The following is a 12,450-nucleotide window of genomic DNA, read 5'->3' on the forward strand; positions in this document are numbered from 1 at the left end:
GGCCGCCTGATAAGCTCGCGGCTTTACTCGATTGCCCTTTAGGCGCATGAACAAGGAAATAGCATGAAACAGCATCGGTTGGCGGCGGCGGTGGCCCTGGTTAGCCTGGTACTTGCGGGTTGTGATTCGCAGACCAGCGTAGAGCTGAAAACCCCGGCGCAAAAAGCTTCCTACGGGATTGGCCTGAACATGGGCAAGAGCCTGGCTCAGGAAGGCATGGATGACCTGGACTCCAAAGCCGTAGCCCAAGGCATCGAAGATGCCGTCGGCAAGAAAGAACAGAAGCTGAAAGATGACGAACTGGTCGAAGCCTTCGCAGCACTGCAGAAGCGTGCTGAAGAGCGTATGGCCAAAATGAGCGAAGAGTCGGCCTCCGCCGGCAAGAAATTCCTCGAAGACAACGCCAAGAAAGCCGGTGTAACCACCACTGCTTCGGGCCTGCAATACGAAGTGGTCAAGAAAGCTGATGGCGCACAGCCTAAGCCGACCGACGTAGTGACTGTTCACTACACCGGCAAGCTGACCAACGGCACTACCTTTGACAGCTCCGTCGAGCGTGGCAGCCCGATCGATCTGCCGGTTAGCGGCGTGATTCCGGGTTGGGTCGAAGGCCTGCAACTGATGCACGTTGGCGAGAAGTACAAACTGTACATCCCTAGCGAACTGGCCTACGGCGCCCAAAGCCCAAGCCCGGCGATTCCAGCCAACTCGGTGCTGGTATTCGACCTGGAACTGCTGGCGATCAAGGATCCAGCAAAAGAAGACGCCGCCAAGTAATCAGCGTCTGCTTTAAAAACAACGCCTCGCTTTATGCGGGGCGTTGTTGCATCTGGCGTTCAGCAAGGGTAAACAAAGCGAACGGATGCTGTACGTTGCAGTCATAGCCATTGAGGACGCCGTGCTATCCGCGCCGACGCGCCAAGTCAATGAAATCTTGGGTTTTTTTATGTGAGTAAAAAACGCCCGATCTGAGTTGAGCCCTTATGAAACGGGGCTTTCAGCCGTGAAAAATGGCTCTGTTCACAAGGTTATCCACAATTTGTGTGGATAACATTTCAGCGGGAGGAATGATGAAAGCACCCTGGAGTTTCGCTCGTTTCCTGCCACTCGCCGGACGCCTGCTTGCCCGTGGACGTTTGCCGACCCTGTTGTTCGCCGTCGCCAGCAAAGGTGCCAGCCAAGGCAACCGGTTGGGCAAACTCAAGGACGATTTTCGCCTGTTGCAGGCACTGTGCCTGGCCTACTGGCGCGGCGAGTACCGCGCCATCAGCCCGAAGGCGCTGATCTCGGTGGTTGCCGGCCTGATGTACTTCCTAAGCCCGGTGGATGCGATTCCGGACTTCATCCCGATGTTCGGCATGCTCGATGACATCGCCGTGCTGGCCTGGCTGATGAAAGTCCTCGACGACGAACTCAATGCCTTCCGTGCCTGGCGCAATCGCCAGTTGCCGGAGAAGCTCGCGGTGGCCGAGCGCCTCCCCGATACCCCCGAGCAACTACAGCTTCAGGGACCGAAAAAAACCTGAATTGATTGAGGATCGTCCTTATATTCATACCCCCCGCGACCGTGGCCGCTGTTAGGATTACACTTCTAGGGAAAAGTGCCGACTCGCTAAGTGTCGTTGTCCTACGGGGAAGTCATGGATATTCAGATAATCACACGCGAAGGCGAGCCCGAATACGCGGTTTTGCCGTGGGCTCAGTATCAGGCTCTACTGAAAGCAGCAGGCATCAACGAACAACCGGCACCCGATAAGCCGGTGCGTCACGCAGCATCACCAGACCAGATTCTTCCAGGTCTGGATCAACTACGCAGTTTGCGCGAAGGGAAGGGCATCGCCATTGAGGCGCTCGCCCGCACGGTAGGCATCAGCCCGTCTTATCTGGCCTTGATCGAAAGTGGCGAGCGTCTGCCCGACGCTGCGATTCGCCGCAGCCTGGCCTGGGAACTGACGGTGCCAGGGTGGAGGGATGAATCGTGAGCGTACGCATCAGTCGTCAACATTGGGACGGGTTGCTGGGTGAGCTGGATCAGGCCCGCCGCCAGCGCCATCTGCTGACCTATCGAGCCTTGCTGGAACGTTTGCAGTTGCCCACGCCGGCCATGCAAACCCTCACCGCTGCGCTGGAGCATCTGGCTGCGCTGGACGCCAAGGCCGAGCAGCCGTTGCGCAGCTCGCTGGTGATCAGCCAGGGCGCCAGTCGCCTGCCACGCACCGGTTTCTTCGAATGCGTCGAACGTCTGGGGCGTTTCTCCGGGCCGTCCGACGGTGTTGCTGCCGCCTCGTGGCACGCCTCGGAAGTGGTGCGCGTGTTCGAATACGAGTACCCGGAATCGGCGGAGGCCTGAGTGTTTCTAAAGCTCAAGGCACGGGCCGGTTACTGGCTGGCCCGCCGGTTGTTTCACTGGTCGTGGTTCGTGCGACAGCCCCGTGGCTGGAGCTGGCTCGAAGGCCAGTTCGCCCGCATGGCCAACCTGGGTGACGTCGGCGCGCAAAGCTTCTATGGCCACATCCTGACCTTTCGCGGCGTCGGCCTTGGGGCTCGTGAGGAAGGCGTCCGATTGCTGCGCCTGGCGGCGTTGGCGGGGGATGGCAAAGCGGCGTATCAGGTGGGCGTGATCAGTTTGGCGGGGACGCCGAGCAAGGCGCCGGATCCGACTGAAGCGACGCGGTTTTGGGCAATTGCGGCGAAGGCGGGGCATCCGTTGGCTGAGATGAAACTGAAAGAACTGGCGTCTCGCGATTCGGCGAAATAAATACATAGCTGTTCGACAAATGAACGTGGCGTGAGGGAAACCTCCCGCCACGTTTGCGTTTCTGACGGTTCGTTTATTTGTGGCGACGAATTAGGGAATTGCCCTACGCCAACTTCGTCCTTTGCTGGCTTCTTTCCTGATTGATCACCCGCAAAGTGCTGCGCGTTTATTGCTGTGTAAATCCATCGGAGATTTCCTTCGAGTTGTGGCGGCTTTCATGAACTGGTGAGAACAGAGTTCACCCGATAGCCTTTGATGGTCACTGAAAACTCAGTGGTGGGGTGTAGGAACCCTTTCAGCATCGGTATAGCGTCAGCGTCGAAACCGGGTTTGCGGCCATCAATGTGCGTCCGTAAAATCTGTTGCGGCGGCTATGCGCGGGCACGCTTCGGCGTGGTCGAGTCTCCGATGCTCGGTATTCCTACCCCGCGTATAGCTGCCACCCAAGCCTGTAGGAAGGTTTTTGGCAGCTCCCATTGTCATCGGAAGGTCTCAAATGCCAACACTACATCCTGATCCACCCTACGAAAAACCGGTTTCCCATCCAAAAGATCGCTTCATGGCGCTGACCAGTAATTGCTGCGATATGCCCACCTTGTTCGTCGACACCCACGCCCCGCTCGATATTTTGACCGACGCTGCCCGCTACCGAATCCGGGCGGTCACCCAAGTACTGGAAAACCTTTCCATGCGTGGTTCGATTGAGTGCGATTCCATGATTCTCAGCGATTTTGCGTTGCTGTGCGCCATTCCGTTGCGCGATGGCTGTGATGTGCTGGATGTGGTTGGGCGGCGGTTGGGGGCGAGGTCAGAAGCGGATTAATTCCAGAGATTTTGGTTGTCTGGTCGGGCCTCTTCGCGGGCAAGCCTCGCTCCTACACGGGTTCTGTGTCGTTCACAATAACTCCGAACTGTACAAACCCAGTGTAGGAGCGAGGCTTGCCTGCGAAGGCGTCAGTTCAATCAACGATGCCCTGACAGCAACTCATCCTCTCGCCCCGGCACCACCAGACTATCAATCACATGCACGCTATACCCCGGCACGTTCTTCGCGTGATGTTTGGCCTGCGAAGCCATCTCAGCCAATTGGCTCGCATCGAGTTGTCCACAGGCCTGTGGATGCAAATGCACCACGCCGATCGACAATGACAGCAACGGAAACTCCTGGCGCACGCCCTGGCGATTCGGTGCGATAAAGCAGCCGGCTTCCAGGTGTTCGCTGCGGTAGAAGCGTCGGCACTGGCTCTGGAAGTCGTCCAGCAGCTGGTTCAAACGTTTGCGCCAGTCTTCCGGGCCGAGCACCAGGAGGAAGTCATCACCGCCGATATGGCCGACGAAGTCGCGGGACGGGTCGACGCGATCGTTCAGACATTGCGCCAGGCACAGCAGGACTTCGTCCCCACGGCCGTAGCCGTAGATGTCGTTGAAGGGTTTGAAACTGTCGATGTCGACGTAGCAGATCACCGATTCCCGCTCCTGTTGCAGCAGGCGCGTCAGGCATTGCTGGATGGGCACGTTGCCCGGCAACAGGGTCAGCGGGTTGGCGTAGCGAGCTTGCTGGATTTTCAGTTCGGTAATCAGTTTGAGTACATCGATCACCCGGCCCAATCCCAGATAACCGCCGTTGAGGGTGATGATGAAATCTTCTTCAATGCGCTGCCGCGCACGACTGGTGATCAAGCGACTGACCTGTTGCAGCGACTGGCTCATTTCCACGGCAAGAAAATCGTCGTTCATCAGGCGGCTGATGGGCTTGCGGGCAAACAGGTCGGTCGCAAAGGGCTTGAGCAATGCGTCCGAGAGCGAATGCCGATGGACGATGCCGCAAGGATGGCCTTGCTCGTCGAGCACCGCCAGTGAGTTCAGGTTGGCCTGGCGGCGGAAGGCTTCCAGCACCGTGGCTGTCGGTGTGTTCCGGTGCACAGCCGGTTGGTCGTTGAGCAAGGCGCTGAGGTCGCTGCCTTCGTCATTCAGCGCCACGGCGTTGCTGTCGTGTTTGGGCATCAAGGCTCGGGCATCGCGAGGTGGATGCTCTTGGGGCCGACACAGCAAATAGCCTTGCACCAGATCGACGCCCATCTCGGTCAACACCGCGAGCTCTTCCGGCAGTTCGATACCTTCGGCGATCACCTGCGCCCGTGAGGCCTTGGCGATTTGCAGGATCGAACCGACGAACTCACGCTTAAGCGCGTCCTGATGAATGCCGTCGATGAAGTGCCGGTCGATCTTCACATAGTCCGGACGCAGTTCAGACCACAATCGCAAGCTTGAGTAGCCGGCGCCCAGATCATCCAGCGCAATGGAAAACCCCATCGCCCGGTAGTGATGCAGGGCGTTTTGCAGTAACTGGAAATCGTCGGTGGGGGTCTGTTCGGTGAGTTCGATCACCACCTGACTCGGCGGTATGCCGAAGTCCTGCAGCAATTGCAGAGTCCGTCCCGGTTGGTGAGCGGCTTCCAGCAGGGATTCCGGAGAGACGTTGAGAAACAGTTTGCCCGGCAACTGCTGCTCATTGAAGCGTCGGCAAGCACTTTCACGGCAGGCAATCTCCAATTCGCTTAAGCGACCGGCCTGGCGGGCGACTGCAAACAACGCGATGGGGGAGTGCAGCGGACTGTTCGAGGGGCCGCGGGTGAGGGCTTCGTAGCCGACAATACGTCGCTCGGAGAGGGAAATGATCGGCTGGAACAGGCTGTGCAAGCCGCTTTGAGCCAGTATGGAACTCAAGGCACTCAGCTGTTCTGTCGTGGTCATGGCAATCTCTGGCGATAAAAAAAGGACTGGGAGCACACTCTTGTTCAAGAGGGCTCCCAGTCCTGTATTTCACGACAGAATGATGACTGTATGATGACGCTCCGGAGAGCGTCAGCATTAAATTGCCATCATCTTGCTGTAACCACTTAGTGCTTGGCTACCGCGGTGTTGAGTTTCAAGTAGTCCAGCAGAATCCGCCCGGTCTCGCTCAAATAGGCATCGTCTTCTGGCTTGGTCTTGTCCGGCTCGGCCGCGATCGCGTCTTCGTCTTCTTTCTTCAGCTCTTTGAGCGGCTCTTCGCCCTTGGCCTTGCGACGGATGTTTTCCATGACCAGTTGCTTGGATTCGATATCGGCGTGTTGCGCACGACGATCAGCTTCATTGAGGCTGACGGTTTTTTCCGCCATCAGCTTCTGGGCCAGGGCCAGCTTGTCGCGGATGAACACAAACTCCGCGTCTTTGGCCGAGCGTACGTCATGCTCGGATTTAAGCTGCGCGATGTACGGTTTGAACGGGTCGACCGCCGGCTTGATGGCAGCACGGATGGTGTCCCACGGCATGGCTTCCGGCAGGGCGCTTTCGCCGATTTCCTTGGTGTCGATGATCGACGGGTAATCGATGTCCGGCAGTACGCCCTGATGCTGGGTGCTCTGGCCGGAAACCCGGTAGAACTTGGCCAGGGTCAGTTTCAGTTCGCCATGGTTCAGCGGCTGAATGGTCTGCACGGTGCCTTTACCGAAGGTCTGGCCGCCGATGATCAGCGCGCGGTGGTAGTCCTGCATGGCGCCGGCAAAAATCTCCGAAGCCGAGGCGGACAAGCGGTTGACCAGCAACGCCATCGGGCCTTTGTAGAACGCGCCCGGGTTTTCATCTTCCAGCACATCGACCCGGCCATCGGCGTTACGCACCAGCACGGTCGGACCTTTGTCGATGAACAGGCTGGTCAGCTCGGTGGCTTCCTGCAAGGAGCCGCCGCCGTTGTTGCGCAAGTCGATGACCACTCCGTCGACTTTTTCTTTCTGCAACTCGGTCAGCAGTTTCTTGACGTCGCGAGTGGTGCTCTTGTAGTCCGGATCGCCAGCGCGGAAAGCCTTGAAGTCGAGGTAGAAGGCCGGGATCTCGATGACGCCGAGCTTGTAGTCCTTGCCATCCTGTTTCAGGTTGAGGACCGACTTCTTCACGGCCTGGTCTTCGAGCTTCACCGCTTCACGGGTGATCGGCACGATCTTGGAGGTCTGGTCGTTCGGCGCATTGCTGGCCGGAATCACTTCCAGGCGCACCACGGTGCCTTTCGGACCACGGATCAGCTTGACCACTTCGTCCAGACGCCAGCCGACCACGTCGACCATCTCTTTGTTGCCTTGGGCAACGCCGATGATCTTGTCGGCCGGTGCAACCAGTTTGGTCTTGTCGGCCGGACCGGCAGGCACCAGACGCACGACTTTCACCTGGTCGTTATCGCTCTGCAACACGGCGCCGATGCCCTCGAGGGACAGGCTCATGTTGATGTCGAAGTTTTCCGCGTTATCTGGCGACAGATAGTTGGTGTGCGGGTCGTAGGACATGGCGAAGGTGTTGATGTACGCCTGGAAGATGTCTTCCGCACGGGTCTGGTCCAGGCGCGCCAACTGGTTCTTGTAACGCTTGGTCAGGGTTTCCTGAATCTGCTTGGAGTCCTTGCCCGCAATCTTCTGCCGCAAGACTTCGTCCTTGACGCGTTTGCGCCACAGGTCGTCGAGTTCGGCAGTGGACTTGAGCCAAGGGGCGTCTTTGCGATCGATCAGCAAGGTTTCCTTGGCGTTGAAGTCGATTTTATCGACGCCCTTGTTCAGCTCGGCAAGAGCAAAGTCCAGACGCGCTTTGACACGGTCCAGGTAGCGCTTGTAGATGGTGAACCCGGCGTTCAGGTCGCCGCTTTTGAGGAAGTCGTCGAACTGGGTTTTCCACTTGTCGAATTCGGCAATGTCGCTGGCCATGAAGTAGCTGCGCGACGGATCCAGCAGCTTGAGGTAGCTGTCGTAGATGATCACCGAGCGCGCGTCATCGAGCGGCGGCTTGCTGTAGTGATGGCGCTTGAGCAGTTCGACGACGTTCAGGCTGGCGATCACTTCGTCACGATCAGGCTGAAGCTTGTCCCAGCTATTGGCTGCGAATGCATTGCTCGACATCGGCAACAGGCCGATACCAATGAATAGGGCTAGGGCGGTGCTGGGGAAAAAATGCTTCATGCTGATTCGACGCGGGGACAATTGATCACGCATATTAGGCCGTCTTTGAAGTCGCCGGTTCCACAGGGGCCGGTCGCATAATGCAAGAAAGCCCGGCGCTACAGCTACGGGCTCAGTCCAGACTCACTATGGAGGCACTGTGAAGGCATTGCAAGGCGTGGAAGGTCAAGTGGAGTGGGTTGAAGAGCCCAGTCCTACATGCGATGTAGGACAAGTTCGTATTCGAGTGGCGGCAGCGGGCCTCAATCGCGCCGATTTGTTACAGAAAGCAGGGCTTTATCCGCCACCGCCGGGAGCCAGTCAGGTACTGGGTCTTGAGTGTTCGGGGGTGATCAGCGAGGTCGGCCCGGGCTCGTCCTGGCAGGTTGGCGATCGGGTCTGCGCCTTGCTGGCCGGGGGCGGGATGGCCGAGGAGGTAGTTGTCGACGGACGGCACGTGCTGCCGGTCCCGGAAGGTTTGTCCCTGGCCGAGGCCGCGGCGTTGCCGGAAGTGTATGCAACCGTTTGGCTGAATTTGTTTCAACTGGCTGCGCTCAAACCGGGTGAGAAAGTTCTCCTGCACGCCGGAGCAAGTGGAATCGGTTCAGCTGCCATTCAGCTGTGCAAGGCTTTTGGCAACCCGTGCTGGGTCAGCGTCGGTTCCGCCGAGCGTCTGGCTTATTGCGAAGCGTTGGGTGCGCAGGGCGGTGTTGTGCGCACTGGCGACCTGGACAGCCTGCGTGATCTGGGGCCGTTTGACGTGATTCTCGATCCGGTCGGTGGCAACTACGCCGCGCTGAATCTGAAGATGCTGGCTCAGGATGGTCGGTGGGTGCTGATTGGCTTGATGGGTGGTCGTGAAGCGAAGCTGGATCTGGCGCAAGTCCTGGCCAAGCGCGTGCAACTGCTGGGTTCGACCTTGCGCAGTCGCGATGAGCAGTTCAAGGCCGATTTGTTCAGTGATTTGAGCCAGCATGTGTGGCCATTGTTTGCTGAAGGGCGGTTGAGTCCGCAACTGGCGAAGACATTCCCGATCAAGGATGCAGAAGCGGCGTTTGCGGAGTTGGCGAGTAACAAGGTGGCGGGGAAGTTGGTTTTGGTGATTGACCCAAGCATGACTTGATCCGCGGCTAAACACAGCCCTTGTGGGAGCGTGGCTTGCCCGCGATGCCGGCGACTCGGTGTGTCAGGTAAACCGCGTCATCGTTCGTCGCGGGCAAGCCACGCTCCCACAGGTACGGCGCAATCCTTGTAGGAGCGAGCCTGCTCGCGATTCAGGCGGCGCGGTGTGTCAGGTTAACCGCGTCATCGTTCATCGCGAGCAGGCTCGCTCCCACAGGGGATTTGGGTTATTTCCAGAGATGGATCGGCCAGCCGGCCTTTTCGGCATGCTCAAGCAGCACCGGATCCGGGTTCACCACGTGTGGGAAGTCCACCTTCAACAGCAGCGGCAAATCGTTGCGTGAGTCGGAATAGAAACTCGCCCCTTCCAGGTTTTCCTCTTCCGCATCCAGCCATTCCAGCAACCGAACGATCTTGCCTTCGCGGTAGGTCAGGGTGCCGACGGTGTGGCCGCTATACACCCCGTGCGCCACTTCCAGCTCGATGCCGAGTATCTCGTCGATGCCCAGGCGCTCGGCAATCGGCTTCACCAGGTGCGTGCCCGACGCCGAGATCACCAGGATCCGGTCACCGGCCTTGCGGTGGGCCGCGATAGCTTTGGTGGCGTCACTGAAAATGATCGGCTCGATATAGTCTTCCACCCAAGGCCCGACCAGATGGTCGACCTCTTGCGGTGTGCGCCCGATCATCGGCTCCAGGCTGAAGGTCATGTAGTCCTCCATCCTTAGTTTTCCGTGACTGTAGGCGTCCATCAGTTCGTTGTTCTGACGCATGAACGACTCGGGATCGACCCAGCCCAGGCGGCCCATTTGCTCGCTCCAGAGGGTGGCGCAGTCGCCGTGAATCAGGGTTTCGTCCAGATCAAAAATTGCCAGGGCCATCAGTGGGGTTCTCTTCGAGAACAGCTTCAAGCTTCAAGCTAAAAGCTGCAAGAGTGGATTGAGGTGCTCAGCAGTCTACAACTTGAAGCCTATGGCTTGAAGCTTGCCGCTGCTTTCAAGCTACCTCACACAGGGCGGTCGGATCGATGGAAAGTGCCAGGCGCTGGCCATCGGGATGCAGATCGGCCGCCGAGCGGTTCAGCACATCCACCACCAATTCCACGCCCCGGGCTTCGACCCGATAACGAATCACGTTTCCCAGCAAACTGTGGCTGCGGATTTGCGCGTCGAGTTCGCCATTGAGGCTCAGTTCGATGGCTTCCGGGCGAATTGCAATGCGGTGGTTGATCGGCCGCTGCAGCAGTTTCGAGGCGCTGTCGGCGTCCAGCAGGTTGTAGTTGCCGATAAAGCCCGCAGCAAAAACATCCACGGGCGCGGTGTAAAGGGTTTCGGCGTCGCCGCTCTGTACGATCTTTCCCTGATTCATCAGGAAAATCCGGTCAGACATGGTCAGCGCTTCTTCCTGATCGTGTGTGACGAAGATCGTGGTCAGGCCGAGTTCGCGCTGGATCTGACGGATCTGTTCGCGCAGGTGCTTGCGAATACGCGCATCGAGTGCCGACAGCGGTTCATCCAGCAACAACAGCCGTGGCCGGGTGACCAATGAGCGGGCGAGGGCCACCCGCTGGCACTGGCCGCCCGACAGTTGATGCGGATAACGCGCGGCGAAGTCGTTCAACTCCACCAGTTTCAACACTTCGGCGACGCGCTTGTGGCTGTCGTCGGCGTTGACCTTCTGCATGCGCAAGCCGAAGGCGATGTTCTGTTCCACGGTCATGTTCGGGAACAGCGCGTAACTCTGGAAGACCATGCCGATCCCGCGTTTCTGCGGGCTCAATGGCACGATGTCGACACCATCGAGCAGAATCTTGCCGCCATCCACCGAGGTCAGGCCGGCGATGCAACGCAACAGCGTGGACTTGCCGCAACCGGACGGGCCGAGGAGGGTAACGAATTCGCCTTTCTGGATTTCGCAGTTGATGTCGCTGAACACCGTGGTGCCTGCATAGTTTTTCTGCAGGTGTTGGACGCTGACATAGCTCATTCGCTTTTGTCCTTGTTCAAGATATTGGCCGCCCAGGTCAGAACCAGCACAAAGAAGAAGTAGGAGATCACCAGCGCACTGGTGAAGTGGCCGCTGCTGTTACGCATGTTGTTGAGGTAGACCTGCAGGGTTTCGTAGCGGGTGCCGACCAGGATGTTGGCGAAGACAAACTCACCGAACAGGAACGAGAACGACAACAGCAACGCCACCATCAAACCCTTGCGCAGGTTCGGTAGCACCACCAGGAATGCAGCTTGCCAAGTGCTGGTGCCCAGCAACTGAGCGGAGTCCATCAAGTCGCGCAGGTTGATCGCTTGCAGATTGTTGGTGATCGCCCGGTACATGAACGGCAGTGCGATGGTGAAGTAGCAGCCAATCAGAATCCACGGCGTCCCGACCATCGCAAACGGCCCGGAACCGTAGAGCTGCAACAGGCCCACCGAGGAAACCACCGGCGGCACCGCGAAGGGCAGCAGGATCAGGATGTTCATCAGCGCATCAAGTTTGGGGAAGTGGTAATGCACCACGAACAGCAGCGGCAGAATCAGCACCACCGACAGAATCAACGCGCCGACGCACACCAGCAACGACTGACCGAAGGCATGCAGAAAGCGCGGATCGCTCCACAGCTGGATGTACCACTTGAAGGTAAAGCCGCTGGGCAGAATGGTCGCCGACCAACTGCTGGAGATCGAGTAGATCAATGTCCCGGCCAGCGGCAATAACAGAATGGCAAACAGCACATACACCACCACCCGGTGATAGACACCGACGGGGCCCAGTTCAGCGCGAGACATGGTAGCTCCTCTTCAACAGCAGCTGATGCACGATGGTCACCAGGGTCATCAACGCCACGAGCACCACGGCCAGGGCGCTGGCCAGGTTCGGATCAAGGGAAATGTCGCCGGAGACCATCGCCGCGATGCGGATCGGTAGCACGTTGAAGTTGCCGGTGGTCAACGCGTAGACCGTGGCGTAGGCGCCAAGGGCGTTGGCCAGCAAGATCACGAAGGTGCCGAGCAGCGCAGGCGTCAGCACCGGCAAACCGATGTGGCGCCAGAATTGCCAGCCGTTGGCGCCGAGCAATTGGGCGGACTCACGCCAGTCTTCGCGCAAGGCGTCGAAAGCCGGGTAGAGCAGCAGCACGCCCAATGGAATCTGGAAGTAGGTGTAGAGAATGATCAGCCCGGTTTTCGAGTACAGGTTGAAGTCCTGAATGATCCCGGCCTGTTTGAGCATGATGGTGAAACTGCCGTTGAAGCCCAACAGAATGATGAAGGCGAAGGCCAGGGGCACACCGGCGAAGTTGCTGGTCATGTTGGCGAAAGCATTCACGAAGTTACGCAATTTCGAGTCGACCCGGCGCAGGGAATAGGCGCCGAGCACCGCGATGATGATCCCGAACACGCTGGACCAGAAGCTGATCTCAAGGCTGTACTGGATCGCCTGCAAATAGAACTTCGAATTGAAGATCTTGGTGAAGTTGGCCACGCCCCAGCCGAACTCTTCTGATTGCAGGCTGTTGATCATCACCCACACCAGCGGGGCGATCTCGAACACGATAAAGAACAGGGCGAAAGGCACCAGGCACAACGCTGCCAGCCACTTGCCACGGGTCATGGA

The 12,450-nt window shown here is 58.4% G+C and carries 13 protein-coding genes; 7 read left to right on the top strand and 6 right to left on the bottom strand.

The genetic code is table 11. The features are described from left to right. Positions 1–63: 63 nt before the first annotated feature. The 6 genes from ACYZT6_RS07015 to ACYZT6_RS07040 all read left to right on the top strand — a co-directional run bounded on the left by ACYZT6_RS07015 (position 64) and on the right by ACYZT6_RS07040 (position 3,581). The gene (locus tag ACYZT6_RS07015) at positions 64–777 is read left to right on the top strand and encodes an FKBP-type peptidyl-prolyl cis-trans isomerase (protein ID WP_461980347.1); all 714 of its coding nucleotides are present in this window, start codon (positions 64–66) and stop codon (positions 775–777) included. A gap of 293 nt (positions 778–1,070) precedes the next feature. Next, positions 1,071–1,526 (top strand): YkvA family protein, encoded by a 456-nt coding sequence (locus tag ACYZT6_RS07020; RefSeq protein ID WP_462026270.1) that lies wholly within the window; start codon positions 1,071–1,073, stop codon positions 1,524–1,526. Positions 1,527–1,640: 114 nt separating this feature from the next. Further along, positions 1,641–1,982 (top strand): helix-turn-helix domain-containing protein, encoded by a 342-nt coding sequence (locus tag ACYZT6_RS07025; protein ID WP_462026271.1) that lies wholly within the window; start codon positions 1,641–1,643, stop codon positions 1,980–1,982. Then, positions 1,979–2,350 carry a hypothetical protein gene (locus ACYZT6_RS07030; RefSeq protein WP_003223109.1) on the top strand — a complete coding sequence of 124 codons (372 nt, stop codon included), beginning with the start codon at positions 1,979–1,981 and terminating at the stop codon, positions 2,348–2,350. The genes ACYZT6_RS07025 and ACYZT6_RS07030 overlap by 4 nt, the downstream gene beginning before the upstream one ends. Continuing rightward, positions 2,351–2,758 carry an SEL1-like repeat protein gene (locus tag ACYZT6_RS07035; RefSeq protein ID WP_462026272.1) on the top strand — a complete coding sequence of 136 codons (408 nt, stop codon included), beginning with the start codon at positions 2,351–2,353 and terminating at the stop codon, positions 2,756–2,758. 496 nt (positions 2,759–3,254) lie between these two features. Further along, the gene (locus ACYZT6_RS07040; protein ID WP_462026273.1) at positions 3,255–3,581 is read left to right on the top strand and encodes a hypothetical protein; all 327 of its coding nucleotides are present in this window, start codon (positions 3,255–3,257) and stop codon (positions 3,579–3,581) included. 140 nt (positions 3,582–3,721) lie between these two features. On the opposite strand, the gene ACYZT6_RS07045 is transcribed toward ACYZT6_RS07040, so the two are convergent. After that, positions 3,722–5,512, bottom strand: a complete 1,791-nt coding sequence (locus ACYZT6_RS07045; protein WP_462026274.1) for a bifunctional diguanylate cyclase/phosphodiesterase — start codon at positions 5,510–5,512, stop codon at positions 3,722–3,724. 146 nt (positions 5,513–5,658) lie between these two features. After that, complete coding sequence (locus ACYZT6_RS07050; protein WP_462026275.1) at positions 5,659–7,740, bottom strand: carboxy terminal-processing peptidase; 2,082 nt, start codon at positions 7,738–7,740, stop codon at positions 5,659–5,661. A gap of 139 nt (positions 7,741–7,879) precedes the next feature. Between ACYZT6_RS07050 and ACYZT6_RS07055 the strand changes: the two genes are divergently transcribed. Beyond that, complete coding sequence (locus tag ACYZT6_RS07055; RefSeq protein ID WP_462026276.1) at positions 7,880–8,842, top strand: zinc-binding dehydrogenase; 963 nt, start codon at positions 7,880–7,882, stop codon at positions 8,840–8,842. A 226-nt stretch (positions 8,843–9,068) separates the two neighbouring features. On the opposite strand, the gene ACYZT6_RS07060 is transcribed toward ACYZT6_RS07055, so the two are convergent. From ACYZT6_RS07060 to ACYZT6_RS07075, 4 genes are all read right to left on the bottom strand, one after another. Continuing rightward, on the bottom strand, positions 9,069–9,722 hold the full coding sequence (locus ACYZT6_RS07060) for an HAD family hydrolase (protein ID WP_462026277.1): 654 nt from the start codon (positions 9,720–9,722) through the stop codon (positions 9,069–9,071). A 115-nt stretch (positions 9,723–9,837) separates the two neighbouring features. Next, positions 9,838–10,827, bottom strand: a complete 990-nt coding sequence (locus tag ACYZT6_RS07065) for an ABC transporter ATP-binding protein (protein WP_462026278.1) — start codon at positions 10,825–10,827, stop codon at positions 9,838–9,840. Continuing rightward, positions 10,824–11,624, bottom strand: coding sequence for an ABC transporter permease (locus ACYZT6_RS07070; RefSeq protein ID WP_462026279.1), 801 nt, complete (start codon positions 11,622–11,624; stop codon positions 10,824–10,826). The genes ACYZT6_RS07065 and ACYZT6_RS07070 overlap by 4 nt, the downstream gene beginning before the upstream one ends. Beyond that, positions 11,611–12,447 (bottom strand): ABC transporter permease, encoded by an 837-nt coding sequence (locus ACYZT6_RS07075; RefSeq protein ID WP_165557531.1) that lies wholly within the window; start codon positions 12,445–12,447, stop codon positions 11,611–11,613. Before ACYZT6_RS07075 ends, ACYZT6_RS07070 begins: the two co-directional genes overlap by 14 nt. Positions 12,448–12,450 lie beyond the last annotated feature (3 nt).

It is taken from the genome of Pseudomonas sp. RT6P73 (genome assembly GCF_054897715.1).

What these genes read in the sequence shown, in the direction of transcription:
- ACYZT6_RS07015 (WP_461980347.1), top strand. Translation starts at nt 64, where the DNA reads ATGAAACAGCATCGGTTGGCGGCGGCGGTGGCCCTGGTTAGCCTGGTA.
- ACYZT6_RS07020 (WP_462026270.1), top strand. Translation starts at nt 1,071, where the DNA reads ATGAAAGCACCCTGGAGTTTCGCTCGTTTCCTGCCACTCGCCGGACGC.
- ACYZT6_RS07025 (WP_462026271.1), top strand. Translation starts at nt 1,641, where the DNA reads ATGGATATTCAGATAATCACACGCGAAGGCGAGCCCGAATACGCGGTT.
- ACYZT6_RS07040 (WP_462026273.1), top strand. Translation starts at nt 3,255, where the DNA reads ATGCCAACACTACATCCTGATCCACCCTACGAAAAACCGGTTTCCCAT.
- ACYZT6_RS07045 (WP_462026274.1), bottom strand. Translation starts at nt 5,512, where the DNA reads ATGACCACGACAGAACAGCTGAGTGCCTTGAGTTCCATACTGGCTCAA.
- ACYZT6_RS07050 (WP_462026275.1), bottom strand. Translation starts at nt 7,740, where the DNA reads ATGAAGCATTTTTTCCCCAGCACCGCCCTAGCCCTATTCATTGGTATC.
- ACYZT6_RS07060 (WP_462026277.1), bottom strand. Translation starts at nt 9,722, where the DNA reads ATGGCCCTGGCAATTTTTGATCTGGACGAAACCCTGATTCACGGCGAC.
- ACYZT6_RS07065 (WP_462026278.1), bottom strand. Translation starts at nt 10,827, where the DNA reads ATGAGCTATGTCAGCGTCCAACACCTGCAGAAAAACTATGCAGGCACC.
- ACYZT6_RS07070 (WP_462026279.1), bottom strand. Translation starts at nt 11,624, where the DNA reads ATGTCTCGCGCTGAACTGGGCCCCGTCGGTGTCTATCACCGGGTGGTG.
- ACYZT6_RS07075 (WP_165557531.1), bottom strand. Translation starts at nt 12,447, where the DNA reads ATGACCCGTGGCAAGTGGCTGGCAGCGTTGTGCCTGGTGCCTTTCGCC.